Here is a 25,857-nt window from a genome sequence, read left to right on the forward strand (position 1 = left end):
TCGGAAGAAGGCATCCCCATGCGCCAATTGACATCGCATTACGCCGCCCCCGTGGCCAACGACCTCGAACACAAGAGCAAGGAGACCAAACGCCTCATGGACGACACGCTGCTGGAGCAACTGAGCGCCGGCAAATACATGCTGATCACCAGCTACCGCAAGAACGGCACCCCGGTCGCCACACCGGTGTGGGTGGTACGCGACGGTGACACGCTGGGCGTGCAGACCCAGGCCGACTCCTGGAAGGTCAAGCGGATCCAGGCACGCGGCGACATCCTCGTCGGCCCCTGCGACCTGCGCGGCAACCCGACCGGCGACCCGGTCCCGGCCACCGCCGAGATCACCGACGCGGCGACCAGTGCCCGCTACCGCACCCTCATCGCCCGCAAGTACGGCATCCTCGGCCGCCTCATGATCCTCAACAGCCGGCTGCGCCGGGGAGGGGACACGACGCTGGGCATCCGCGTGCGACTCGCCTCGTGACGAGTTGACGCACCGTCAGCTATCGAATCAGGGGCCGTCTGTCGGACGGCCTTGGTGAATGCCGTCAAACGGTCACGGCACACAAGAACGAGCGATCAAGGGGGTCGGGTCGGATCATGGAAACAGCGCAGAGCCAGCAGCAGGCGGCACCCGGCGCCTGGTCCGCCTTCGCCCGCTTCGTACTCTTCGGCGGCGGAGTAGGGCTCGCCTCCAGCTTTGCGGTGGCGGCCCTCGCCTCCTGGATTTACTGGGGCCTGGCCAACGCTCTGATCACCGCGGCTTCCACGCTCCTCGCCACCGAGTTGCATTCCCGCTTCACCTTCGGCACAGGCGGGCGCGCGACCAGGCGCCAGCATGCGCAGTCGGCCGGGTCCGCGGCGGCCGCGTACGCGGTGACCTCCGTGGCGATGCTCGTCCTGCAGCAACTGGTGGCAGCACCCGGTGTGGTGCTCGAGCAGGTCGTCTACCTGTCCGCCTCCGCGCTCGCCGGTGTCGCGCGCTTCGCGGTGCTGCGCCTCGTTGTCTTCGCGCGGAGTCGCTCGCAGGTCGCGGCCACCGTCCGCACCACCCGTCCCGTGCACACGACCGCGGCCCGCGCCGCGGCACCCGCCGGCCCCGTGGTGCTGTCCCACGCCGCTTGACCGTTGCGCCGTTCCCAATGATCTTTAGGACCTGGATGGGCGCGATCCAGCGACTTCTCGGGGTAGATGACACCGAGGTGTTGGGCTGAGCTGGGCCCTTGGTTGTCTATTCGCACCGCTTGGCACCGGAAGGTCATTCCTTGTTGCCACCTGCGCCTGCTTCGCGTGTCAGCAGCGTCTCGGCGCTCGTCGCCCGCCACCGGATCGGCCTGAACCGGGGCCAGACCCATGCAACTTCCGCTACTCGCACCCCCGTATAACGAGTGGATAACGCGCCAGGACGGTAGAAGGCGGCTGCGCTCCTCAACGGGTGACAGATCCTTCGGGGCGCACGTGCGATGAGCGTCGCTCAGGAGCCCCGTGCAAGCTCGGAGTTCGCTCGCAACCTCGCGAGCCGCTCAACCACCGGAAGGACCCCACCCATGCGTGTGCCTCGCGGCGCCCTGCTCATGTCCGCCGCCTGCACGTCCGTCGCACTGGCCGCGACGGCACCGTCCACCGCCGCTGCCGTGGACGGCCCCGCCCAGCGGCGGATCCAGATTGTGATGATCAACTTCAGCGACAGCTCCTTCGCTGACCCCACGCAGGCCAGGAGCAACCTGCAGAACAGCTACTTCGGCAAGACCAGGTCCCTGACCTCGTACTACAACGAGGTGACCCGGGAAGCCACCACGTTCAAGCCGGCCGCGGGGGGCGAGGGCGGAGTGATCGGCCCGATCAATCTCGACATGCCGGCCGCCGGCTGTGACACGCGCAAGATCTACTGGCTGACGCAGAAGGCGCTGGAGGAACAGGGCTTGACGTGGGTGGACGACTTCGATCACCTCTCGATGGCCTTCCCCGGCGAGAAGGCGGGCTGTGGCTTCGGGGGACTCGGCTCTGTGGGAGGCGGCCTGACCTGGATTCCGACCGGCGACGGCACAGCCGACCAGACAGTGCTGTCCCACGAGTTCGGTCACAACCTCGGCTACGGCCACCAGATGCGGATCCGCTGCGAGGACTCGGACCTGGCGAGCTGCCGGGACACGGAGCACAACAGCTTCATGACCCCCATGGGGGGAGGCGGCGTGTCGGTGGGCCTGACCGCGCCCGAGCTGATTCACGCTAAGTGGCTGTCGGACACGGAAGCCGTGAAGGTCACCAAGTCCAGTACGTACACGATGCGTTCTCTGTATGGACCGGGTGACGGCGTGCGCGCGCTGATCGTCCCGGCCGGGCAGGACAGCCTGATCGTGGAGGTGCGCGGCGCGTCCGGCACGCTCGACGATCGCCTCACGGGTGTGTACGCCTACCGCGTGAAGAACGGCGACTTCGGCAAGGACGCCGACCTGATCGACACCACGCCTGGTGACGCCGACGCTCTCAAGGCCGGCACGGTCTTCACCGACAAGGCACACAAGGTTGAGATCAAGGTGGAGCAGTCCGGTGACGGTACGGCGACGGTGGCAGTCAGCCTCAATGGCGTGCCGAGCCCCGCGAAGGCCGAGGGCGAGTCCGGCAACGGCGCGGCGCCGCAGACCGGCAGCAGTGAGCCGGTCGCTTCCCAGAACGAGGACGGTGCGGAAAGCACCGGCAGTGCCGGCGACCAGAATGGTGCCGATCTCGCCGAGACCGGCGCCGACACCACCAACTACCTGCCCATGGCGGCGGGCGGCGCCGCGCTGTTCACGGTCGGCGCTGCATTCCTGCTGAAGTCCCGCCGCAAGCGGGCGGCCATGGCCCGCCACGCACGCTGACTCCGGCTTCCTGAACCGGTTCTGGGCGCCTCTCGCGGGAGGGAGGTGCCCAGAAACCTCAGACGTCCCACGAGGAGTGGCCCTCGTCAGCCGCTGAAGACGTCTCCTGTGTAGCGGAACCGGAGGGAGTCGGTGTCGTAGTAGTTCGCCGTCGTGCCGATGGCAGGCGAGTGAGGCCCGTCGGCCTTGTTCCACTCATCGATGCCCAGGAAGTACATGGTGTTCCCCTTCTGAGCGAAGTTGACCGTGCCGGAAGCCTGGAAGAAGTAGGTCCACAGGGCCGTGACCGCGGTGGAGTTGCAGGCGCGCTCCTGGCGGACCGGGGCGCCGTCCGTCGACGTGCCGCTGTGGGTGAGACACATGCCGGTCGCGTAGTTCCGGACACGGGCCTCCTGCGTGGCACGGTCGATGAGCAGCTCCCACTGCTGCGTACGGCTGCCGTCGCACTCGGCTTCGTACGGCTCGGCGCCCTCGGCCGTGGAAATGTCCATGCAGCGGCCGCTGGACACGATCGGCAGCTGGGCACGGTCGTCGGCGGCCGGCTGCCAAGCGGGAGGGGTCGATTTCTTGGAAGCGCGTGCGGACGGTGTAGGGGAAGGGGAAGGGGAAGGGGAAGGGGGCTTCGGGTCGTGCTGTTCGCTCCGGGCGGGGGATGAGGATGGCGAGGGTCGCGTGGCCGCCAGGGTGGGCCGCGGCGACGGCGGGTCGTTGCCGTCGGGCAGAGCCGCGTAGCCGCCGATCGATACGGCGAGGAGAGCGGCGCCGACGCCGGCGACCTTGACGGTCGTGCCGGCCCCTGGGGTGGCCGTGGTCGTCCCGGCCGCGGCCCCCGTGGCGGCGGAGCCGGCGACCGCGGCCGCTCCCACGACCTTCGTGCCGTATGAGGCACCCACCCACAGCAGAACACCTGCCGGGAGTACGGCCTTGAGCGAGTTGTTCAGCTCCCACAGTTGGTGGTTCGCACGGCGACACCGGCGGCACCCCGAAAGATGGCGCTTGAGACCTGAGTGCCCGCCGTGCCGCCCGCCGCGGCGGACCGAGGCGGCCAACACGCCCGTGAAGTGCCGGCACTCGTCGGACATCGTCGGGTCCGCCGCGTACTCGGTCAGGTACGCCTCACGCAGACCCTCACGCGCCCGCGCGGTGAGGGACGCGACGCCGCTCGGGCTGATACCGAGCAGTGGCGCGATCCGCTTCGCTGGTTCTTCTTCCACAGCCGAGTGCCACAGCACGGTCTGCCAGCGCTCGGGAAGACTGCGGAACGCGCGCTGCACCAGACCGGCGTCCTCCCGCAGCAGCGCCTGTTCCTCACCGCTCGGCGCCTCGGAGAGCCAGGTCCCGAAGTCGGGGGACAACTCGATCCGGTCGGCTGTGGCGGCCCACGACGCGGCCGTGCGGCGGACCGTGGTCAGCAGATACGGCCGCCAGGCCCCCTCGGGACCGGCACCTCCGCGCACGGCGCGCAGCGCGCGGGCGAACGCCTCCGAGGTCAGGTCTTCCGCCGTGTGCGTGTCTCGTGTGCAGGTGCGGGCATAGGCGATGACCGAAGGGCGGTGCCGCCGGTAGAGCTCGTCAAGCGCGGCGTCGGCGGCCTCCGGGGGGCCGTTGCGTATGAAGGCGGTCAGGTGAGCGTCGCTGGCGGCTGCCGTAGCGGCGGCTACGGAGGTGCGGTCGCGCATGATAGTCATCCTGGGGGCGACAGACGGGAGGGCTTGTCGAAGGCGATGAGCGGTCAGCGCGCGCGCCGTCCCGGGCCGTTATGAAGCCGTGATCTGACGGCGTCACCGTCGACAACCGCGCGCCGACACACCTGGTGGGCCTTCTCGATCAGGTCCTTGGCGGTGGCGGCGTCCACGTTCAGGATGTCCGCGGATATCTTGCCGATGATGCCGAAGCCCCCGTCGTTCTTGCCGATGCCGACCTCGGCGGGGACAGTCGAGCCGGAGATGTCCGGCTGTGAAGAGCTGCTCCGGGTTCGTACCGGCGCCCGAACCGCCCATCTCCTTGCGCGAGTTGACGACGACTTCGAGGTTGCCGTCGTCGGTGGCCACGCAACCGTCACGGCCGTTGTTGCGGTGGCGACGGCGGTGTGAAGGACGTCGGACGGCTTGATCGAGATGAAGACGCTTCCGTCTGTGGTTCGCCGTGACTCGTGCCCACGATCGCGACGGTGTCGGTCGAGACTACCGATCCAGGGAGACGATCATCTTCCCGGTGTTCTCGCCGCGCATCAGCCCCAGGAACGCCTCGACACCGTTCTCGACGCCCTCGACGACGGTCTCCTGGTACTTGAGCTCACCGGAGCGCAGCCAGCCCGCGACCTCCCGCACGAACTGCGGCTGGAGCGCCTCGTGATCGCGCACGAGCATGCCCTGGATCCGCAGCCGCTTACCGATGACCATGGCCAGGTTGCGCGGGGCGGGCGTGGGCTCGGTCTCGTTGTACTGGGCGATCATTCCGCAGAGGGTGATGCGGCCGTGCAGGTTGAGCGAGGAGATCGCGGCTTCGAGGTGCTCGCCGCCGACGTTGTCGAAGTAGACATCGATGCCGTCGGGGGCGGCGGCCTTGAGCTGCTCGGCCACGTTGCCGTTCTTGTAGTTGAAGGCGGCGTCGAAGCCGTACTCCTCGACGAGGAGCTTGACCTTCTCGTCGGAGCCGGCGGAGCCGATGACCCGCGAGGCGCCCTTCAGCTTCGCCATCTGGCCGACCAGGATGCCGACCGCACCGGCGGCGCCGGAGACGAAGACCGCGTCGCCCTCCTCGAAGGAGGCGACATCGAAGAGGCCGGCGTAGGCGGTGAGTCCGGGCATACCGAGAACGCCCAGGTAGGCCGGGAGCGGAGCGATGGACGCGTCGACCTTGACGGCCTGCTTGGCGTCCACGTCCGCGTACTCGCGCCAGCCGAGGCCGTGCAGCACGTGGTCACCAACCGCGAAGCCCTCCGCGTTCGACGCGATGACCTCGCCGACCGCACCGCCGTCCATGGGCTGGTCGAGCTGGAACGGCGGGACGTACGACTTCACATCGTTCATCCGCCCGCGCATGTACGGGTCGACCGAGAAGTGCAGGTTCCGGACGAGGATCCGGCCCTCGCCGGGCGCGGCTACCGGAGCCTCGCGCAGGGCGAAGTCCTCCGGCTGGGGCCAGCCGTGCGGGCGGGCGACGAGGTGCCATTCACGGCGGAAAGGGGGGAGAGCGGACGTGGACATGGTGCGGTACCTCCCAGAAAAGGTTCAGGAACTGAAACAACTATCACTTCAATGCTTTAGGTTGTCAAGTATCGCCGTTCTGACGGCATGGCCACCACCCGTACAGGCCCGCTGACCATCGAGGTCGTCGGAGGCGGCCGCGATCAGCCATGCCCTCACCGGGGCGCCGGCCCGGCAGCTGCTGGGAGTCCCTGCACTTCGCGCGGGAGCCGCGGGGCGCGACCCCGTCCCCTCCGGGGCTTCGCCGGCGCATAGGCCGTGGACATGCGGGGATTGCCCGTCAGGGCGAACGTCTACGAGAGCCGTTCGACAGCACGAGGTTGAAGATCGAGCTGAGAAGTCATCTGCCTACCGATAGCGGCCCCGGGTCTGATGAGGTGCTCACCGCACACCATCAGACCGGGGCCGCCGAGGTCTGGCACTCAGAACTTCACCAGTTCCCGCTCCTCATCCGGATCCGCACCCTTCGAATCGCCCGAGCCGGACGAGCCCGACGAATGGGCCGAGTCGCCCTGCGTCCGCAGCCCTTCCCCCTCGACATCCACGTTCGGCAGCACCCGGTCCGGCCACTTCGGCAGCCACCACGCCTTCCTGCCGAGCAGAGCCAGGACGGCTGGGACGATCGCCATCCGCACGATGAACGCGTCGAAGAGGACGGCGATCGCCAGGCCGAAGCCGATCATCTTGACCATCGCCTCGCTGGAGCCGATGAAGCCGCCGAAGACCGCGATCATGATCACCGCGGCGGCCGTCACGACCCGCGCGCTGTGGTTGAAGCCGGTCACCACGGCCTGGCTCGCCTTCTCGCCGTGGATGTACGCCTCTCGCATCCGGGTCACGAGGAACACCTCGTAGTCCATCGCGAGGCCGAAGACCACACCGATCATGAAGATCGGCATGATCGCCACGATGGGGCGGGTCTCCTCGACGCCCACGAGGTCGGCCATCCAGCCCCACTGGAAGACCGCGACCACGGCGCCGAGAGCTGCCATCACGCTCAGCAGGAAGCCGAGGGCCGCCTTCAGCGGGACGAGGATGGAGCGGAAGACCACGATCAGCAGCAGGAACGCCAGGCCCACGACCAGGGCCAGGTACGGGATCAGAGCGTCGTTCAGCTTCTGCGCGACGTCGATGTTCATGGCTGTGGTGCCGGTGACCAGCACGTCCGCGTCCGTGTCGGCCTTGATCTCCGTGCCCGCGTCCCGGATGCCGTGCACCAGCTCCTCGGTGGTCACCGACGACGGCTCGGAGTCCGGGATCACGGTGATCGTCGCTGTGTCACCCGCCTTGTTGGGGGCGGCCGGCATCACGGTCGCGACGTTCTTGAGAGCCTTGATCTGGTCGGTGACCTCGGTGAACGCGGCATCCGGGTCGTCGCTCGCCTTCGCGTCGACGACGACCACCAGGGGGCCGTTGAAGCCGGGGCCGAAGCCCTCGGACAGCAGGTCGTACGCCCGGCGCTGCGTCGTCGAGGTCGGCAGCGAGCTGTCGTCCCCGATGCCCAGTTCCATGGAGGCGGCGGGGACGGCGACGGCCCCGAGGCCGGCAACGCCGAGGAGCAGGACGGCGATCGGACGGCGTACGACGAACCTCGCCCAGCGCGTGCCCATGTTGGGCTTGGCCTTGGCCGAAGCGGCCTTCCGCGCGGCCCGGGCGCCGCCCAGGAACTTGCTCTTCTCGCCCGCCGGCTTGACCCTCCGGCCCGCGTAACCGAGCAGCGCGGGGATCATCGTCAGTGCGATGAGTACCGCGATGGCGACCGTGCCCGCGGCCGCGACGCCCATCTTCGTCAGCATCGGCATGTTGACGACGGACAGGCCCACCAGCGCGATCACGACCGTGAGGCCGGCGAACACCACCGCCGAGCCCGCGGTGCCGACGGCCCGGCCGGCCGCCTCCTCACGCTCGCGGCCCTCGGCCAGTTCGGCCCGGTAGCGGGAGACGACGAACAGGGCATAGTCGATCCCGACCGCCAGGCCGATCATCGTGGCCAGCGTCGAGGTGGTCGAGCCCAGTTCGAGCGTGCTGGCGAGGGCCGTGATCGCCGAGACTCCGATACCGACGCCGATGACCGCCGTCAGCAGCGGCAGGCCGGCCGCGACCAGTGAGCCGAAGGTGATGACCAGGACCACCGCGGCGACCGCGATACCGATGATCTCGCCCGTGCCGGTCTCGGGCTGCGCCAGGAGTGCGTCACCGCCGACCTCCACGGTCAGCCCGGCGTCCCGCGCGTCCTGCGCGGTCTCCTCCAGGACTTCCCGGGTGCCGTCCTCCAGTTCCATGCCGGGGACCTTGTACTTGACCGACGCGTAGGTGATCGTGCCGTCCTTGCTGACGGCGTCGGCCTGGTAGGGGTCGGCGACGGAGGCGACCTCGGGGCCGTCGGCCAGCGCGTCGACGGTCTTCTGCACGGTGTTCTTGTTGGCGGCGTCCGTCATCTTCTCGCCGGCGGGTGCCTTGAAGACGATGCGGGCGGTGCCGCCGTCGGCGCTCATCCCGGGGAAGCGCTGTTCCAGCAGGTCGAAGGCCTTCTGGGCCTCGGTGCCGGGGACGGTGAAGGACGTGTTGCTTGCCGAGGGGGCGCTGGCCGCGCCGAAGCCCGCGAGCGCCAGCAGTGCCACCCATATGAGGGCGACGAAGTGCCGTCGCCTGAAGGCGAGTCGGCCGAGTCTGTAGAGAAACGTGGCCACGAGGGCGTACTCCCAGTCAGTCGTGGGGTGTTCAGGGCAGGGGTGATCAGCCCGGCGGGGAGGCAAGGTTGATCGGCCCGACGACGTGAGCGGTCACGTCAGGTGATGAGTGCGGGGTTTGTCAGGCCGTGGGCGCGCCGAGGGCGGGGAGGGCCACGGCGTCGATGTACGCAAGGAGGAAGTAATGCGTCGGCGGCTGTGCGTCGATCAGCGTGTGGGCGGCGAAAGCGCCGCTCATCATGTGCATCGTGAACCTGATGGCCGGGGTGTCCGCACGAACCTCACCCCGGTCGACCGCAGGCCGCAGCATGGGAAGGTACTCCGCCATCACTGGGAGACAGTCGAACCGCCGGCCGCCGAGGCGATCGACCTCGTCTTCGAGGCAATCGGCGAGCACGCGCGCGAGCGCGGCTTTCGCGGATCGTCGTTCATGAGCGGGCCGCCGGGTTCTCGGACGCGGCCCATCCGGTCCGCTGCCTGGGTGGCGGCCCACCTTAACTGGACGCGCCCCTTTCACGGAATTGCCGACCCAATTCGGCCGCGCCGAAGCGGAGTCGGCCGCCGGTTCGCCGCTGATGCTGTACGACGGTGCGATGGCTGCCGACCACCCGGACGGACGGCTCGACGGCGGCGCACAAGACCCTGCTGGAAGCGGTCCGACTGATCCGACCGGGAGACTGACCCCAGCGGGCACTCACGCGAGACCGGTCATCACGGCATCGCGTACCGGTTCGCGATAGCCGGCTGGGCGCGCGGCGTCAGGCTGGCGAGGAGCTCACGGACGGTGGCCACCTCGACCCTGGAGCGGATTGGTTTCATGGAAGTTCTTCATCCCTGTTCGACGTGCACCGGGGGACCCTGCGAGAGTCCTCCGGCCGGAGGGGACCCGCCCGGACAGCCCTAAGGCCATCTTCATAGAAAGACCGGTCGTTCTACCTCTCGACAATAGCTCCTCCGGGGTTTTCGCGCCACAATTCGACCCGATTGAGAGGTCCCTCACTCATCCGCCATTGACAAGAGCGCAGCCCGCCGGAGGTAGCCTCCCCACATGCTCTACGGGCGGCAAACGGAACTCCAGGCACTGAGTCGGCTTGTCGCCGAGGCCAGTGCGGGCCGGGGCGGAGCGCTGATCGTGGAGGGGGACGCCGGGGTCGGGAAGACGGCGCTGCTGCGGCGTGCCGTTGCCGCGGCCGGCAGCGGCACGCGTGTACTGACCTGCTCGGGCGTCCAGGCCGAAGTCGCCCTGGCCTTCGGTGGACTGCAGCGGTTGTTGACGCCGCTGCTCGACCAGTTGCCGGAGCTGCCGGACGATCAAGCCGCCGCGCTGCGCAGCGCGTTGGGCCTGTCCACCGCGCCCGCCGCGGATCTGCTGGTCCGCACAGCCGTGTTGTCCCTGCTGGACCGGGCCGCTGCCCGTACCCCCCTGCTGCTCGTCGCGGACGATCTGCACTGGCTCGATCCGGCCACCGCCGGTGTGCTGCTCTTCGCCGCCCGCCGCATCGAGGGCCGTTCCATCGCCTTCCTCGCCGCTGTCCGCGAAGTCGGGGAGGCCACCGGGGACCTGCCACGGCTCACGCTCGGCGGGCTCGCCCCGGACACCGCGTCCGCCCTCCTCGACGCGCACGGGTGGGGGACGCCGGGTCCGGCCAGATGCGCCATCGCCGCCGCTGTGGGAGGAAACCCGCTGGCGCTGGAGGAACTGGTTCGGCTCGGCAGTCCGGCGGAGGTCGCGGAGAAGGTCGTGCTCACCGGCACTGCCCCGCTCAGCCTGCGCCTTCGCGAGGTCTTCGCCGAACGCACCCGGGAACTGCCCGAATCGGCCCGCACCCTCCTGCTGGTGGCGGCGGCGGAGGACAGCGGCCACACCGGCACCGTGCTCGCCGCGGCCGGACGGCTGGCGGTCGACGCGCAGGCACTGGACGTCGTGGAGGCTGCCGGGTACTTGGAGGAGGTGCCGGGTGCCCGGCTGCGCTTCCGGCATCCGCTCGTACGGGCCGCGGTGTACGCCGACGCCTCCGCTCGCCGACGTGCGCTCGCGCATCGCGCGCTCGCCGACGAGCTGGCGACACAACACCCGGAGGGCGGGCAGCGCGAACGGGCCGTATGGCACCGCGCGCTCGCGGCCACCGGCCCCGACGAGCAACTGGCCGAAGCACTGGTAGCCGGCGCGGAGACGGTGCGCCGCAGGGGCGGACTCGCCGCGGCCGCGGCCGTACTGCACCGGGCCGCTCTGCTGAGCCCCACGGAGCAGCAGCACACCAGGCGGCTCGCCGCCGCGGCCCACGCCGCCTGGAAGTCGGGCAGCCCGCAGCTGGCCCACCCGCTGCTGAGGGAGGCACTGTCCCGGCCTGCGGACGCCGAGACTCAGCTGGAACTCGACCGGCTGCGGGGCATGATGGAGCTCTGGGGCGGCGATCAACAGGCGGCGGTGGCCCGGCTGTTGGACAGCGCCGTCGCGCTGGCCGGCCGGTCCCCCGATAAGGCGGTGACTCTTGCCTTCATGGCGGTGGACGGGGCGCTGCGCGCCGACCGGACGGACGAGGCCCTGCGGGCCGCGCGGCTCATCGAGGCCGCCGGCGTTGAGGATCCCGGGTATTCCCGGTACGGGAGCTGGCTGGCGGACGCGGTCGTCGGCCGTCCCTTGGACGGGTTGACCCCCTGGCAGATCCTCCAGGCCGCGCCAGAGGGCCTCAGCCGCAACGATGCGCACCTCCACGCGTGGCCTGCCGCGCTGGGCCACCTCGGGGCCTCCCCCCGGATGGCCCGGTCCTTCATCGTGGAAGCCTGCGACCATTTCGCCACGTCCGGCATGCTGGCGGTCCGCGGACTGCTCCTGTCGTGGCTTGCGGACCTGGAGTACCGGACCGGGCTGTGGCCCGAGTGCGAGGCGCACGCGCAGGAGGGGTTGCGGATGGCCCGGGACGTCGGGCAGCCCGTCCTGGAGGCGGATCTGCTCGCGGTGCTGGCCCTGCTGTCCGCCGGGCGCGGCGAGGCGGAGGATTGCCGCGGGTACGCCGAGCGCGCCCAAGCTCTGGCGGTGCCGCAGGCCAACAGGTCGGCGGCGGGCACCGCGCAGTGGGCGTTGGGGCGGCTGTCCCTCGCCGCCGGCGACTACGCGGAGGCCTGTGAACGACTGGCGGCGCTCGGCGAGCCGGGCTCACCGTTCGCCCACAGCCGGGTGGCCCGGCAGGCCGCCCTCGACGTGGTGGAGGCGCACGTGCGCGCGAATCGCAGGGGAGCCGCCGAGCAGTCGGCGCGGGCGTTCGAGGAGTGGGCGGAGCAGACCACTCTGGTCTGGCCCGAGCCGGCCCGGCACGGCATCCGCGCCCTGCTCACGGAGGACGACGCCGCGGACAAGCACTTCCAGGCGGCCCTGTCGGCCGCGGGCGCGGCGGACGCTCCGCTCGCCCGGGGGCACACCGCGCTGCTGTACGGGGAGTGGCTGCGGCGGAACCGGCACGAGGGCGAGGCCAGAGCACAGCTGCGCTCGGCGCTGGACACGCTGGAGGGTCTCGGGGCGCGGGGCGAGGCGGAGCGCGCCCGCACCCAGCTGCGTGCGGCGGGTGGTGCGCCACGGCGCCGCGGCGGCGATCCGTCGGCTCGGCTGACGGTCCAGGAGCTGCAGGTTGCCCGGCTGGCAGCGGAGGGGCTGAGCAACCGGGAGATCGGCGCGCGGCTCTCCTTGAGCCCGCGGACCGTCGGCTACCACCTGTACAAGGTGTTCCCGAAGCTGGGCATCAGCAGCCGCTCCCAACTGCGCGACGCGGACCTGGATGCGGTTGGCTGACCCGTACGGCGACGAGTTGGGCCGCGATCGCCGTGGCCACCTCGGCCGGGGTGCGGCCACCGAGGGGCAGGCCGATCGGCGAGTGGATCGCGGCGCGCCCCGCCTCGCCGAGTCCGGCGTCGCGCAGTCGTCCGTCCCGGTCACGGACCGTCGCCGCCGAACCGATCGCGCCCAGGTACCCGACGCCCGCCTCGGTGGCTTCCAGCAGCGCCGGAACGTCGACCCGCGCATCGTGCGTGAGCACCACGACGGCGGAGCGGCCGTCGAGTGCGCCTTCGCCGCGCAGGGTACGCAGCCCCGTCTGCGGCAGTCCGGGGAGCACCTCCACACCGGCGTCCCGTGCCTGCGCCGCGAAGACCGGGCGGTGCTCCAGGACGATCGGCCGGTAGCCGAGTTCGCCGCCGATCCGGGCCAGGGGCCCGGCCACCGGCGTCCAGGTGACGATCGCCAGCCGCGGCGGGGAGGCGTGTGCGGCGACGAAGACGTCCGGTTGCGGACCGGAGCCGAGAACCGCGGTGCCGCCCTCGGGCAGCAGGCTCCGCGCCGCCGCCTCGGCATCGCGGTCCACCTCGCCCGCGCCGAGGCTGCCCTCCCGGCCGCCGTCGGGCAGCACGACCAGGTGCCGGGAGCCGGCGCCGCGCAGCCGTATGGCGTGCGCGGCGGGGCGCCCGGCCTCGACCGCCGTGGCCAGGACGGGCAGCCACCAGGCGCTGTCCGGCGGCACCGGCTCGATCCAAACCGTGACCGTGCCTCCGCAGGTCAGACCCACGTCGAACGGTCCACTGGCGGGTCCGGCGGGGCCGTAGCGGCGCAGCACGGGGCGGCCGTCGCGCAGCACGTCCTGCGCCGTCGCGGCGATGTCGGCGTCGACGCAGCCGCCGCTGATCGCGCCGAGCGCCGCGCCCGCGCCGTCGACGGCCATCGCCGTGCCCACGGGGAAGGGTGTGCTGCCGGCCGCGTCGACGAGGGTGGCCAGGGCGAACGACCGGGATTCGGCCCACCACCCCGCCAGCTGCGGAAGGATGTCGCGCATTGCGTCAACCCACCAGCTTGTCGGGGGTGATGGGCAGGTCGGTGATCCGCCTGCCGGTGGCGTGATGGACGGCGTTGGCGATGGCCGCGGCGACGCCGACCGAGACCACCTCGCCCATGCCCTTGCTGCCGTGCGGATGCGCGATGGTGTCGGGCTCGTCGATGAACAGCACCTCGATGTCGGGGACATCGGCGTTCACCGGGATGTGGTAGTCGGTGAGCGCGGCGTCGACGTACCGGCCGGAGACCGGATCGGGCGTCAGCTTCTCCATCAGCGCCCAGCCCATGCCGAACACGATGCCGCCCTGGGCCTGGTTCCTGGCCGCCTTGTGGTTGGTGATCCTGCCGACGTCGAATACCGCCACGTGCCGGGTGACACGGACCCTCGGCAGATCCGGGTCGATCCGCACCTCGGTGAAGTGCGCGCCGAACGTGGCCACGGCGTGGGAGGTCCGGGGGGTGTAACTCGCCTCGGCCACCACCGGTTTGCCGTCGTGGCGGGCCAGCAGGGCACGATACGTCTCCCCGCGCTTGGTGTCGTCCCGGTGGAACAGCCGCCCGTCGGCCGCCTCGACCTCGCCGTCCGCCAGCCCGTACAGGGGCGAGTCCGGGTCGGTGACGGCCATCCGCACGGCGGCCCGGCGGGCCTTCTCCGCCGCGAGGTGGACGGCGGAGCCGGTGTAGCCCGTGGTGCGCGAGCCGGCGTTGCCCGCGGTCCTGGGCAGGTTGGTGTCGCCTGCGCGGACGGACACCCTGCCCAGGGGAACCCCCGTGCCCGCCGCCGTGATCTGGGCGACCAGTGTGAGGGCCCCGGTACCGATCTCCTGGGTGGCGGTGCGCACCTGCGCCGTCCCGTCGGCGCGGATCTCGACCTCGGCCCGGGCCTGGTCGGGGATCTCGCCGCGTACGGCGGTGGCCATGCCGTAGCCGACCAGTTCGCCGCCCTCGCGCATCGAGCGGGGCTCGGCCGTGCGCCGGGCCCATCCGAAGCGCTCGGCTCCCAACTCGTAGGCCTGGAGGAGGTGCTTGGCGCTCCACGGTTTGCTCGTCAGCGGGTCCGTGGTCAGGTGGTTGCGGCGGCGCAGCTCCAGTGGATCCATGCCGAGGCGGTAGGACAGCTCGTCCATGGCGCTCTCCAGGGCGAAGGAGCCGGGGGCGTCGCCCGGGGAGCGGAGGCTGATGGACGGGCCGATGCTCACCTTCGCGACCTTCGCGTCCACGGCCAGGACCGGCGCGGCGTAAGAGGAGGCGGTGGAGATGATGGCGGGCTCGGGCCGGTCACCGCGCATCTCGGTCGCGTTCACAGTGTCGTGGAGGATCACGGCGAGCCTCCCGTCCCTGCCGGCACCGAGCCGGATGCGCTGAACGATCGGCGGCTGGTGGCCCGTCGAGGTGAACACCTGCTTGCGGCTGAGCACGAGTTTGACGGGGCGTCGGACCACCCTGGCCGCGTGCGCGGCGAGCAGAGAGTGCCCCCACACGTCGGTCTTGTTGCCGAATGCCCCGCCGACCAGCGGGGACAGCACCCGGACGCGTTCCGGCGGCAGCCCGAACACGGCGGCCACGACCTCCCGGTGGCCGTGCACGTCCTGGCTGCAGTCGTGCAGCGTGAGCGTGCCGCCCGACCATTCGGCGACCACGGCGCCCGGCTCCAGCGGCACGTGGCTGAAGTGCGGCACCCGATAGGTGGAGTCGGTACGCACGTCCGCGCCGGCCAGCGCCGCCTGCGGGTCGGCGCCGGGAGGGAGCACCAGGTGCTGCGGCCATGGCGGGCGGATGAGGCGTCCGCTCGCGGTGTAGGCGTCGGGCAATGCCCCGTCGAGTGTGGGCACGGACGCGTCCACCTCGTAGTCGATGTCCACGAGCGACGCCGCGTGCAGGGACTGCTCCAGGTTCTTGGCGACGACGATCGCGAGGTGCTGCCCGTAGTAGGTGATCTTGTCGTCGGCGAGCGGGAAGCGATTCTCCAGGTAACCGGTGTCGGCGGGGGTGCTCCGCCACGGCAGCCGGTCGCGGTGGGTGATGACGGTGAGCACTCCGGGTGCGGCCAGGGCCCGGGTGGTGTCGATACGGTGCACCCGGCCCGCGGAGATCGTGCTCGTGACGACGGTGGCGTGCGCCATGCCCCGCAAGCGCACGTCCGCGGTGTAACGGGCCGATCCCGTGACCTTGTCACGCGCCTCGACGCGGTTGACCGGCGCGCCGATCCCGGATTCGGGAACCTCGGTCCTGGACGTCATCGCGCACCTCCGAGTTCGGTGAGGGCCCGCCGCACGACCGCTTGGGCCAGGCTCACCTTGTACGTGTTGTCGGGGCGCGGGGCCGCGCCTTTGGTCGCCGCGCGGGCGGCCGCGTCGATGGCGTCCTTGCCGAAGGGACGGCCGAGCAGGGCGTGCTCCGCCGCCCTCGCGCGCCAGGGTTTGGGGGCGACGCCACCCAGCGCGATCCGGGCCGAGCGGACCGTGCCGCCGCGCACCTCCACGGCGACGGCGGCGGACGCCAGCGCGAAGGCATACGAGGCGCGCTCGCGGAACTTGACGTAGTGAGAGTGCGCCGAGGAGGCACGGCCCGGCAGCTCGACGGCGAGGATGATCTCGTCGTCGCGCAGCATGACTTCACGCTCGGGTGTGCGGCCAGGCAGCCGGTGGAAGGCGTCGATCGGGATACGTCGCTCCCCACGGGGCCCCCGGACGACGACCTCGGCGTCGAGTGCCTGGAGCGCGATGGCGCAGTCGGAAGGATGGACGGCGATGCAGGAGCCGCTGGTGCCCAGGATGGCGTGTTTGCTGCTGTCACCGTCCAGTGCCGCGCAGCCGGAGCCCGGATCGCGGCGGTTGCAGGCGAACTCGGGCTGCCGGTAGTAGGGGCAGCGCACCCGCTGCAGGAGATTGCCGCCGAACGTGGCGCGGTTGCGGATCTGCGGGGACGCGCCCGAGCGCAGCGCCTCGACGAGGACGGGGAATCCCCGCACGATCCGCTGGTCGTCAGTGGCATTGCGGCACAGCGCGCCGATGCGCAGCCCACCGTCCGGCAGGGCGGAGATCTCGTCGAGAGCGAGCCCGTTGACGTCGATGAGGTGGCTCGGCCGCCGGATGCCGTCGCGCATCAGGGTCGTCAGATCGGTGGCGCCGGCGATCACCTCTGCCCCGGGGTGACGAGCCAGGAGACCGACCGCCTCACCGACGCTGCGTGCGCGGACGTACTGGAACGGCTCCACGACTACCGCCCCTTCGCCATTGTGTCCGAGGCCGACGCGATCGCGTCCCGGATGTTGCAGTAGGCCGCGCACCGGCACAGGTTGCCGCTCATGGCTTCGGGGATGCGGTCCTCGGTGATCCCCGGCTGCTCTTCGAGCAGCGCGACAGCCGACATGATCTGCCCGGAGGTGCAGAAGCCGCACTGGAACGCGTCGTGGTCCATGAAGGCCTGCTGCACCGGGTGCAGGCGGTCGCCGTCGGCGATGCCTTCGACGGTGGTGACCTCCTGCCCGTCGTGCAGGACCGCGAGGGTGAGGCACGACAGGACGCGCCGTCCGTCGAGCAGCACGGTGCACGCTCCGCACGCCCCCTGGTTGCACCCCTTCTTGGGGCCGGTGACGCCGACTTCGTCGCGCAGAGTGTCGAGGAGGCTGCTGCGCGGGTCGACGGCGAGCTTCAGGCGCTCGCCGTTGACGGTGAGGGAGAGCTGTCGCGTCGCTTCGGGGGCCTCGGTGCCCTCCGCCGACGTCGCGGACAGGTACGTACCGGCCGCGACGGCGGCTCCGACGGTCAGCCCACCGGCCACCACGGTACGGCGACTGGGGTGAGGGGACACCTCGTCCGGCATGGAGTGCCCTGCCTTTCTGATCGGGACTTCAGCCTCCGTCCCGGTCGTCCCGGGTACATCTGTCACTTCGACTGGTCTCGTCAGGTGAGGGTCCATTTCTGGTTGGGCTGGTCGTTGCAGGTCCACCGGATCAGCTGGGTGCCGTTGGCGGTTGCCGCGCCAGAGGCGTCCAGGCACTTGCCGTTGAGGTCGGTGATGGTGCCGTCCGAGTGGACGGTCCACTTCTGGTTGGCGCCGCCGTGGCAGTCCCAGAGGACCACCTTGTCGTCCTCGCTGTCGTCTGCGGCGTCGAGGCACTTGTCGCCGTAGACGACGAGTTCGCCGCGCGAGGTCTGCTGGAAGGTCTGGTTGCGTCCGCCGGAGCAGTCCCACAACTGTGGCTTGGTGCCGTTGATGTGGGTGTTCTTGTCGATGTCCACACAGCGGTTGGAAGCGGCGCCGACGAGGGCCGCGCCGTCGGTGCCGGGGATGCCCTGGACGCGGAGGGCGTCGATGTCGGGGGTAGTGCTGCCGGAGATCGCGGCGAACTTCACGGTGTTCGCGCCCTTGGCCAGATGCGCGAGCACCGAGACCGTCCGGTAGGTGGAGGCCGAGCCGGTCGGCGGGAAGGCCACGACGTACTTGTACTGGCCGTTGACCTGGATGGTGGCCTTGCGGGCGGTGCTGCCGCCGTTGGCGTAGGTGATGTCGACGAGCTTGGTGCCCGCCGTGGAGGCGGTGATGTTGCTGAAGGCGGGGGTTGCGGCGGTGGTGGTGTCCTCGTAGGTCGAGCCGGAGGCCTCTGTGCCGGAGACGGTCAGCAGGACCGCGTCGTTCGCCGGGACGGAGGTGGTGTAGCTGGTCGCGAACGATCCGGCGTCGGTGTGGGTCCAGGCGTTGCGCACGGTGGCGGAGGCCGAGGTCAGGCCGAGGTCGGCCCAGCGGACGGTGATGTTCGCGGCGGAGCCGGTGCGGTTGAACAGCATGACCGCGCGCTTGCCGGTGCCGGAGAGGATCTTGCCGTACACCCGCAGGCCCCGGGTGTCCTCGGCGACCTTGACGCCCTGCAGGCCGCGCGGGTCCTGGTTGATGGCGAGGACCTCGGGGTTGGTGAGGATGTCGCGGGTCTCCGCGCTCATGGTGGCGACGTTGTTGCCGGCCAGCAGGGGGGCGCCGGCGATCGACCACAGGCTCATGTGCAGCCGGTTGCGGGCGGCGGACATTCCGTTCACGCCGACCGTCAGCATGTCGGGGTCGTTGTAGTACCCGGTGTGCTGGGCCGCGGGCTGCTGAGCCTCGTCGAAGTTGTAGTACATCTTGGTCAGCTGCGGGGTCTCGTCCTTCTGCAGGATGTCGACGCTGGTGCGCCACAGGTCGCCGTATCCCGGCGCCCAGTTCCACGGCAGTCCGGAGCCCCACTCGCAGAACGACAGCACCAGCTTGCGACCGGTCACGGCCGAGGCGGCCTCGTTGGCGGCGGCGATCTGCTTGTACGTGGCCTCCTGGTCCAGGCCCTCCACACGGCCGCCGCAGAAGTCGATCTTGACGTAGTCGAAGCCCCAGCGCTGGAAGGCCTCCAGGTCCTGTTGGTAGTGGCCCTCCATACCGGTGTTGGGCGCCTTGGGCCGGGTGGTGGGGTAGTAGTAGCCGCAGCCGTTCTTGCCCGCGTCGGTGTAGATGCCGGCCTTGAGGCCCTTGCTGTGGATGTAGTCGGCGATCGCCTTCATGCCGCCCGGCCACAGGTTCTCGTCCACGACGATGTTGCCGTTCGCGTCGCGTTGGCCCTGCCACCAGCCGTCGTCGAGGTTGACGTACTTGTATCCGGCGGCGGCCATACCCGAGGAGGCCAGGGCGTCGGCCTGCTGCTTGATCACGTTGTGGTCGATGCTGCTGAAGAAGCTGTTCCACGATGCCCAGCCCATGGGCGGCGGGGTGACGCCTATCTGAAAGGTGCTCACGGCAGCCGGTTCGGCGGACAGGGGCGCCGAAGACTCCGGCCGGTCCAGGGTCGCCAGACCCGCGAAGGCGAGTACGGCGGCGAGCACCTGGGCGATGACGCGGCTGGTCCAACTACGTGCAGCGGTGCGGGACATGCGGCTCTCCAAAGGAAGGGAAGGCTGACACGGTGCTACGGCGTGAGCTGGGCGAGGTTCACGGCGTTGGCCATCGCCTGATAGCCGGCGTCGTTGGGGTGCAGGTGATCGCCGGTGTCATAGGCGGGGTTGAGGGCGCGAGGGTTGCCGGGGTCCCGCATTGCCTTGTCGAAGTCGATGACGCCGTCGAAGGCGCCGCTGGTGCGGATCCATTGGTTGACGGCTTGGCGGACCTTCTCGCCGTCAGGCGTGTAGTAGCCGGCGCCCTCGTAGGGCAGGATCGTCCCGCCGATGATCTTCACGCCGACGGCGTGGGCTTTGTCGATCACCTTCTGCATGCCGTTCTGGAGGTCCGTGGCGGTCAGAGGGGTGGATCCGTTGGAACCGAGGTTGCCGCCGATGTCGTTGATGCCCTCCAGCAGGATCACGCTCTTGATGTTGGGCTGGCCGAGCACGTCGTGGTCGAATCGGGTCTGAAGGCTGGGGTTGTTGCCGTTGACGTCTGTCAGTACGCGGTTGGAGCCGATGCCGGCGTCCACGACGCCGAGGGTGGGGCCGCCGGGGGCGGAGTTCATGCGCTGGGCGAGGTAGTCGGGCCAGCGGCGGTTGGCGCCCCAAGTGGAACCGACGCCGTCGGTGATGGAGTCCCCGACGCACACCAGTGTTCCGGTGGCGGTCGAGGAGATGACGTCCAGGCCTGCGAGGAAGAACCAGGACCACTTGTTGGTCGGGTAGTTGCCGAGGCCGTCGTCGGTGACGTGGTTGCCGACGGTGGAGACCCAAGCATCCTGCTGGGCCTCTGCGTGCCAAGTGGTGCCGGCGGGCGTGCCCGGCAGGTGGAGGCTCACGAGCTGGTCCGTATTCGCGGCCACGTCCATCGGGATCGGATCGCTGGCGACGTCCTGCCCGGCGGGGATGGTGACGGAGGCGCTGCCGTTGAAGGTGACGGTGTGGTGGGTGCCGGGGACGGCGGTGCCGGGGGTGCTGCCTTCCTGGGCGAGGTCGACGGCGTCGATGGTCAGCGGTGCGGTGCCGTAGCGGTTGCTCAGTCGGACGCGGAGCTCGGACCCTGCCACGGTGGTGTGGGCGACCATGCGGATGCTCTGGTTGGTGAAGGAGGGGCCGTTGGACATCAGGCCGGCGGTGTAGGTGCCGACCCGTGTGAGCGGGGTGAGCACCGGCGTGAGGGTCCAGTGCTGGTTGGCGCCGCCGTTGGACGGCCACTGGATGATGTCGTTGCCCTCTTTGTCCAACGACTCTTTGTTGTCGACGAGCAGGCCGCTTGCGGCGTTGGCAAGGGTGTAGGTGCCGCCGCCGACGGACTCGATCTTCCACTGCTGGTCGCCGGAGCCGTCGCAGGTGTTCTGGACGAGCTGCGGAACGGAGTTCTGCGGGTCGGGGGCGTCCAGACACAGGCCGCTGTTGGCGCTCCTGACGGTATAGGCGCCGGAGCTGGTCCGGGTCAGCAGCCATTGCTGGTTGGCCCCGTTCTTCGACGGCCACTGAACGACGGGTGCGCCGGGGGCGGTCGAGCCGTATCTGATGTCCATCAGTTGGCCGCTCGCGGCGTTCGTCAGGGTGTAGACGGTGCCGGAAGCGGGTGCTGCCGGCACCGCGTGGGCCGTGGCGCCGGCCCCGGTCAGGGCGCAGGCCACAAGGCCCAGGCCGACCGGGACCGCGAGATGTCTGGTTGTTCGCATGAGAACTTCCTTCTTGAGTGTTCATCCGGCCCGGAGCAGGCACAGCAGCCGCGCGGCCTCCTGGGCCATCGCGGCGCGTCCATGCAGGACCAGCGGTACGGGTACTGCGGCGCGGAGCCGGGTGATGAGGGTCGAAGTCCAGTGCGGCCGTGCGTTGCACAAGGGGGGTGAGCAGATCTGATGGCGTCGGCGATGGCCACACGGGGGCGAGGTGGGGCGGAGATCCCCTGGACTACAAGGGATCTCCGCCGCCTTCCTAACCGGGGAGCTTCCACTTCTGGTTGTTTGCGCCGTGGCAGGTCCAGATCACAAGCTGCACAGGGCTGGTGCTGCCCTCCGGGACGTCCAGGCATCGCCCGGACTGCGTGCCGCGCAGCGTGCCGTCGGCTTGCGGAGTCCACGTCTGGTTGCTTCCGCCGTTGCAGGTCCAGATGTGCACCTTGGTGCCGTTCTTCGTGGCCTGCTCAGGGACGTCCAGGCACTTGCCGCCGATCCTGATCGTGCCGTCGGCCGGGTTGTGGGTCCAGATCTGCGCGAAACTGTTGTTGCAGCTGTAGGTCTTCACCGGCGTGGCGTCAGCGGCGTTGCCTGCGGGGAGGTCCAGGCACATGCCGGAGATGCCCGAAGGGACGGAGCCGACACGTGCAGGGGTCGGATCGGTCCCGGGCGTGACGGAGAAGGCGTCGAACTGCTGCGTCTTGTATCCGCCGCCGGTCGTCGCGTCGGCGGAGTCGACCGTGCCCAGACCGGAACGGCCGTGAGCGTAGGTCGAGTCGGTGACACTGCCCAGCACCGTGCCGTCGACCCTGGCGGTGATCGTTGAGCCCTGCATGGTCAGGGCGACGGAGTGCCAGCGGTTCGTGCCGAGGGCCGCTGTGGTGCCGCTCTTCAGGGTGGTGAACTTCCACGCGGAGTCGCTCTTGAGGATCGACCAGGCACCCGTGTCGCTCACCCGCAGGTGGTAGGCCTCCAGGCCGTTGTTGTTCCTGCCCTGCATGGTCACGCGGCCAAGGAGTTCCACCGCGCCCGGTTGTTCCAGCATCGTGTCCGCGCTGACGGTGTAGTTGCTCCACGAGTCGTCGCCCATGAAGGTGTACGGCGCGTAGTACGGCTCGCTGGTCCAGCGGATCGGGGCGGCCGTGGCCATCTGACGCAGGCACGTGCCCCCGCGTCCGCCACCGCAGGACACGGTCTGGAAGGCACCGTTCATGTCCGTGAAGTACCTCGGAGACGAGGTGACGCCCTTGGTCTCGAAGTCATCGGACTGCGGCAGGCTCAGTGACGAGGCCGCCGGCGATCCCGCCGTGCCCTTGCCCTGCCCGGTCCTCGTTGTCAGCGTGTAGACACGGCCGGGCTGCAGCGTCACGGTGTACCGGCCGTCGGAAGGCGTGACATCGGCGGTGTGCGCCAGGTTGTCAGCGGCGCTGTCCGAGTTGGTGTTGAGATTCGTGGCCCACACGTGAACCTGACCAGTGGACAGGCCGCCGGTGACCCGGACATCCAAGGTCTGCGGGGCGGTGGCCTCCGTCGTCTCGATGATCGTGCTGTAGTCGCCACCGTCGGGCGCTCGCAGCGTCACATAGCTGCCGTTGGACCGGTCACCGCCCAGATAGCCACTGGCGGAATCCTGGTACCGCCACCCGATCTGGGCGAACTGCGTCGTGTGGGCCATGACCCACGTGGTCTTGCCGACGCGATAGTGGCCCGACCAGGGCTGGTTGGCCGACACCAGTCCATTGAAGGCGAAGTACGTGTTCGGATAGAGGGAGCCCACCAGCGGCCAGTTGTAGTACGCGGTCATTCGACCGTCGATGTAGTCCCGGTTGAGTGCCCGTGCCACCGGCGCTGCGCCCGCCTCGGTGTCCTGTGATCCGTTCTCGCTGGCCCACAGCGGCTTTCCGATGTTCTGCGCGGTGCTCGTGCTGTTGCAGGTGGTGAACGGGGCGTTGTTGCCGATGGCCCCGCCGTTGCTGTAGCCGCACGGGTAATGCACGCCGATGACGTCCACCGCGTCCCGGAACGCCGCGTCCGCCTTCATGTCGTCGGCAACTGCCCAGGAGTCGGTGTCAGCCGCCACGACCTTGGTTGCGTAGCCCTTCGAGACCAGCGCCTTCTTGAGGTCGACGTACCACCAGGCCTTCCAGCCCCGCTCGTTCCAGCCGCCGAGGGAGTCGATGGTCAGGTTGTGCTGCTTCGCGCAGTCCATCCAGCCCATCAGGTAGTCGATCGTGTCGGAGGACCAGAAGTTCCCGTCGGGGATCCAGCCCGGCGCGCCCCAGGCCAGGCCGGCGAACTTGATCTTCGGATTGCGAGCCTTGGCCTCGCGGGCCAGCCACCACTCATAGCCGGCGTCGCAGTCCACATCGCCCTTGGTGTGCTCGTGGCTTGGTTCGGCGCCGTCGGTGGAGTTGGTGTCCCCTCCGATCTCAAGCTTGAGTGTCTGCAGCGAGGCGCCGACGCCGGGCTTGAAGAGGTAGTCCAGTATCTGGCTGCGCTGCGGCTCCGGGTAGTCGACCAGCAGGCGGCTGTTACCGCCGCCGCCGCTGATCGCCCCGATGCCGTCGAAGGTCCGGCCGCCGGACGTCCCGTCGACCGTGATGTTTGTCGTTGGGGCCGCCGCGGCCGGCGTCGGCGGAAGGGCGAGCAGTGAAAGGCAGACCACGAAGACTGCTAAGAGGGCACGAGGAACCGATCTGGGCATGGTGTCGCCTCTCGTGTCGGTGACGGTGAGGTACGCGAGCATGTCCGGGGAGCGCCCGACGCGAGGCGCGGAACGGGGTGGGCCCGGGTCTGGCGTGCGGTGGTGCGCATAAATGCGTCGACCCAGGAGGTTCAGACCTTGGGCCGTGTGAACTGCTGGTTGGTGCCGGTACCGCAGGTGTACTGGATGAGGCGGACATCGTCGTTCTTGGAGCCGGCCGGGACGTCCAGGCACTTGCCGCTGTGTCGTGCAACCAGGCGGTAGTAGCCGTTGCCCTGGTCGTCGAACTTCCACTGCTGGTTCCGGCCGCTGCCGCAGCTGTACTGGTTCACGAAGGCCTCGTCCGCGGTGGACGCATGCTCGACGTCCAGGCACTTGCCGCTGTGCTGGGCGAGGATGCGGTAATAGCCGTCGCCTGCGCCCTCCAGACGCCACTGCTGGTTGAGGCCGCCGTTGCAGGTGAATTGGACGACGGGGGCCTTCTGGGTATCGGGGGCGTCGGCGGAGGGGGTGTGGTCGGCGGAGGAGTTGTCCTTGACGTCGACGCACTTGTTGCTGTGCCGGGCCACGAGGTTGTAGTAGGGGCCGCCGCCCACGCCCTTGACCGTCCCCGCCGCCGTGTCGATTTCGACCTGGGGGTACCAGGGCAGGTTCATGGTGGTCTTGGTCGGGAAGGTCAGCGGCAGCCAGACGTACGTGGATTCGTTGACCGGGCGCCTGCCCCTGATATCGGCACCGGCCCACCGGTCGCCCATGTACAGGTACGAGGTGCCCGACGTGCCTTGGACGGGCAGGACGAACGTGGTCTGGGAGTCGTGGGCGATGTCGTTACCGACATCCTTCATCTCCGACCAACCAGTGCTGAGGCTGGTGGAGGTGGCGTACTTCTGCTGGTTGGGATTCCAGCCCCTGGTGCCGGAGGTCAACATGAAGTAGACACCGTCTCGCTTGAACAGCGCCGGGGACTCCCGATACTGGCCCGGCCAGGGGTTGGCGACCAGGGCGACCTCTTCCTTCACCTTGTAGTTGGTGTCGTACCCGGTGAAGGCGGAGTTGAGCTTGTAGATGCGCAGGTCGGCGTTGTCCTTGGCGGCCGTGGCGTGGTAGGCGGTCTCATTGCCGTTCGCATCCTTGTCGACGAACAGCGTCATGTCCCGGGACTCGGTGCCGCTCGGCGGCCGGAAGCTGCTCTGATAGTCGTAGGGGCCCTCGATCGTGTCGGAGACGGCGACGGCGGTGCGGGCCTCGACGTAGTCCGTGGCGTTCTCCTTGTGCATCCACATGACGAACTTCTTGGTGGTGCTGTTGTAGATCACCTTGGGACGCTCGATCTTGGCGGACTCCAGCTCGGGATCGCTCGCCTCGTTCAGGGCATCGCCCACCCCCTCCCACGTCTTCAGGTCGGACGACTTGTAGACGGAGACGGCCTTGAAGGTGTCGTCCGAGTGGCGGTTCTCCCCGAACCAGTAGTAGTAGCCGTTGTGCTTGATCACCCCGCCACCGTGGGCGTCGACGGGGTCGCCATTGGTCCCGGTGAAATCGATGGGGTTGGTCAACGCGACCGGGGCGGCATGGGCGGGCGGCCCGACCACCAGGAGTGCGAGCACGCCGGCACAGGCGGCCGGCAATGCCGTGAGAACACGTCTGAGCATCATTGCTCCTTCGTGAACGGGAGGGCGGCTTCGGGAAGGAGGTCGAACCCACCCTCGGGCGGCTCTTGGCCTCATTCGTCGATCTGCGCTGGGCCTGATCGAGAATGAGGGTTGGCCCCACCCCGGAGCGGGGCTGACATGAGGTGTGAGGTGGGGCCAAGATCGAGGGATTGGACGTCGGGTACGTCCGCTGTCGGCCTTCGGCCAAGTCCCGTTCAGCGGACTTCCCGGGGGTGTTCAACGGCAGCTCGGCAGGAGCCTGGCGAGGCCGTCGCCGCGGCCGACGACGCCGTCATTGGCGCCTCGCCGGCGGCTACTGGTGCGGGACG

General features: G+C 69.7%; 15 protein-coding genes and 2 pseudogenes. 4 read left to right on the forward strand and 13 right to left on the reverse strand.

What is annotated here, in order from left to right; all coding sequences use genetic code 11:
- Positions 1-96 precede the first annotated feature (96 nt).
- From AB5J55_RS42145 to AB5J55_RS42155, 3 genes are all read left to right on the forward strand, one after another.
- Positions 97-483 (forward strand): PPOX class F420-dependent oxidoreductase, encoded by a 387-nt coding sequence (locus AB5J55_RS42145; protein ID WP_369276460.1) that lies wholly within the window; start codon positions 97-99, stop codon positions 481-483.
- A gap of 116 nt (positions 484-599) precedes the next feature.
- Positions 600-1,124: a hypothetical protein gene (locus AB5J55_RS42150; protein ID WP_369275687.1), complete on the forward strand. Its 525-nt coding sequence runs from the start codon at positions 600-602 to the stop codon at positions 1,122-1,124.
- A 422-nt stretch (positions 1,125-1,546) separates the two neighbouring features.
- Positions 1,547-2,860, forward strand: a complete 1,314-nt coding sequence (locus AB5J55_RS42155) for an LPXTG cell wall anchor domain-containing protein (protein WP_369275688.1) — start codon at positions 1,547-1,549, stop codon at positions 2,858-2,860.
- An 86-nt stretch (positions 2,861-2,946) separates the two neighbouring features.
- Here the strand turns inward: AB5J55_RS42155 and AB5J55_RS42160 are convergent, their stop codons facing one another.
- The 5 genes and pseudogenes from AB5J55_RS42160 to AB5J55_RS42180 form a co-directional block, all read right to left on the reverse strand.
- Positions 2,947-4,539, reverse strand: coding sequence for a sigma-70 family RNA polymerase sigma factor (locus tag AB5J55_RS42160; RefSeq protein ID WP_369275689.1), 1,593 nt, complete (start codon positions 4,537-4,539; stop codon positions 2,947-2,949).
- A 53-nt stretch (positions 4,540-4,592) separates the two neighbouring features.
- Positions 4,593-4,979 (reverse strand): annotated as a pseudogene (locus AB5J55_RS42165) (organic hydroperoxide resistance protein).
- 64 nt (positions 4,980-5,043) lie between these two features.
- A complete protein-coding gene (locus AB5J55_RS42170) occupies positions 5,044-6,069 on the reverse strand; it encodes an NADP-dependent oxidoreductase (protein ID WP_369275690.1) in 1,026 nt (341 codons plus the stop codon).
- A gap of 422 nt (positions 6,070-6,491) precedes the next feature.
- Positions 6,492-8,759 (reverse strand): MMPL family transporter, encoded by a 2,268-nt coding sequence (locus AB5J55_RS42175; protein WP_369275691.1) that lies wholly within the window; start codon positions 8,757-8,759, stop codon positions 6,492-6,494.
- 121 nt (positions 8,760-8,880) lie between these two features.
- Positions 8,881-9,093: pseudogene (locus AB5J55_RS42180) on the reverse strand (TetR family transcriptional regulator); the annotation flags it as partial.
- 714 nt (positions 9,094-9,807) lie between these two features.
- Here AB5J55_RS42180 and AB5J55_RS42185 point away from each other — a divergent pair.
- Complete coding sequence (locus tag AB5J55_RS42185; RefSeq protein ID WP_369275692.1) at positions 9,808-12,546, forward strand: AAA family ATPase; 2,739 nt, start codon at positions 9,808-9,810, stop codon at positions 12,544-12,546.
- Here AB5J55_RS42185 and AB5J55_RS42190 read toward each other — a convergent pair.
- The 8 genes from AB5J55_RS42190 to AB5J55_RS42225 form a co-directional block, all read right to left on the reverse strand.
- On the reverse strand, positions 12,497-13,579 hold the full coding sequence (locus tag AB5J55_RS42190; RefSeq protein WP_369275693.1) for an XdhC family protein: 1,083 nt from the start codon (positions 13,577-13,579) through the stop codon (positions 12,497-12,499). The two genes, AB5J55_RS42185 and AB5J55_RS42190, sit on opposite strands and share 50 nt — an antisense overlap.
- 4 nt (positions 13,580-13,583) lie before the next feature.
- On the reverse strand, positions 13,584-15,818 hold the full coding sequence (locus tag AB5J55_RS42195; RefSeq protein WP_369275694.1) for a xanthine dehydrogenase family protein molybdopterin-binding subunit: 2,235 nt from the start codon (positions 15,816-15,818) through the stop codon (positions 13,584-13,586).
- Positions 15,815-16,795, reverse strand: coding sequence for a xanthine dehydrogenase family protein subunit M (locus tag AB5J55_RS42200; RefSeq protein ID WP_369275695.1), 981 nt, complete (start codon positions 16,793-16,795; stop codon positions 15,815-15,817). The genes AB5J55_RS42195 and AB5J55_RS42200 overlap by 4 nt, the downstream gene beginning before the upstream one ends.
- Before the next feature lie 2 nt (positions 16,796-16,797).
- Positions 16,798-17,403 carry a (2Fe-2S)-binding protein gene (locus AB5J55_RS42205; protein ID WP_369275696.1) on the reverse strand — a complete coding sequence of 202 codons (606 nt, stop codon included), beginning with the start codon at positions 17,401-17,403 and terminating at the stop codon, positions 16,798-16,800.
- Positions 17,404-17,483: 80 nt separating this feature from the next.
- A complete protein-coding gene (locus AB5J55_RS42210) occupies positions 17,484-19,475 on the reverse strand; it encodes a ricin-type beta-trefoil lectin domain protein (RefSeq protein WP_369275697.1) in 1,992 nt (663 codons plus the stop codon).
- 35 nt (positions 19,476-19,510) lie between these two features.
- Entirely contained in the window at positions 19,511-21,175 is a 1,665-nt protein-coding gene (locus tag AB5J55_RS42215) for an RICIN domain-containing protein (RefSeq protein WP_369275698.1), read from the reverse strand.
- A 256-nt stretch (positions 21,176-21,431) separates the two neighbouring features.
- Positions 21,432-23,837, reverse strand: a complete 2,406-nt coding sequence (locus AB5J55_RS42220; RefSeq protein WP_369275699.1) for a ricin-type beta-trefoil lectin domain protein — start codon at positions 23,835-23,837, stop codon at positions 21,432-21,434.
- 170 nt (positions 23,838-24,007) lie between these two features.
- Positions 24,008-25,528: an RICIN domain-containing protein gene (locus AB5J55_RS42225; RefSeq protein WP_369275700.1), complete on the reverse strand. Its 1,521-nt coding sequence runs from the start codon at positions 25,526-25,528 to the stop codon at positions 24,008-24,010.
- Between the last annotated feature and the right edge of the window lie 329 nt (positions 25,529-25,857).

It is taken from the genome of Streptomyces sp. R11 (assembly GCF_041051905.1).
GTDB lineage: Bacteria > Actinomycetota > Actinomycetes > Streptomycetales > Streptomycetaceae > Streptomyces.

What these genes read in the sequence shown, in the direction of transcription:
- AB5J55_RS42145 (WP_369276460.1), top strand. Translation starts at nt 97, where the DNA reads ATGGACGACACGCTGCTGGAGCAACTGAGCGCCGGCAAATACATGCTG.
- AB5J55_RS42150 (WP_369275687.1), top strand. Translation starts at nt 600, where the DNA reads ATGGAAACAGCGCAGAGCCAGCAGCAGGCGGCACCCGGCGCCTGGTCC.
- AB5J55_RS42155 (WP_369275688.1), top strand. Translation starts at nt 1,547, where the DNA reads ATGCGTGTGCCTCGCGGCGCCCTGCTCATGTCCGCCGCCTGCACGTCC.
- AB5J55_RS42160 (WP_369275689.1), bottom strand. Translation starts at nt 4,539, where the DNA reads ATGCGCGACCGCACCTCCGTAGCCGCCGCTACGGCAGCCGCCAGCGAC.
- AB5J55_RS42170 (WP_369275690.1), bottom strand. Translation starts at nt 6,069, where the DNA reads ATGTCCACGTCCGCTCTCCCCCCTTTCCGCCGTGAATGGCACCTCGTC.
- AB5J55_RS42185 (WP_369275692.1), top strand. Translation starts at nt 9,808, where the DNA reads ATGCTCTACGGGCGGCAAACGGAACTCCAGGCACTGAGTCGGCTTGTC.
- AB5J55_RS42190 (WP_369275693.1), bottom strand. Translation starts at nt 13,579, where the DNA reads ATGCGCGACATCCTTCCGCAGCTGGCGGGGTGGTGGGCCGAATCCCGG.
- AB5J55_RS42195 (WP_369275694.1), bottom strand. Translation starts at nt 15,818, where the DNA reads ATGACGTCCAGGACCGAGGTTCCCGAATCCGGGATCGGCGCGCCGGTC.
- AB5J55_RS42205 (WP_369275696.1), bottom strand. Translation starts at nt 17,403, where the DNA reads ATGCCGGACGAGGTGTCCCCTCACCCCAGTCGCCGTACCGTGGTGGCC.
- AB5J55_RS42210 (WP_369275697.1), bottom strand. Translation starts at nt 19,475, where the DNA reads ATGTCCCGCACCGCTGCACGTAGTTGGACCAGCCGCGTCATCGCCCAG.
- AB5J55_RS42215 (WP_369275698.1), bottom strand. Translation starts at nt 21,175, where the DNA reads ATGCGAACAACCAGACATCTCGCGGTCCCGGTCGGCCTGGGCCTTGTG.
- AB5J55_RS42225 (WP_369275700.1), bottom strand. Translation starts at nt 25,528, where the DNA reads ATGCTCAGACGTGTTCTCACGGCATTGCCGGCCGCCTGTGCCGGCGTG.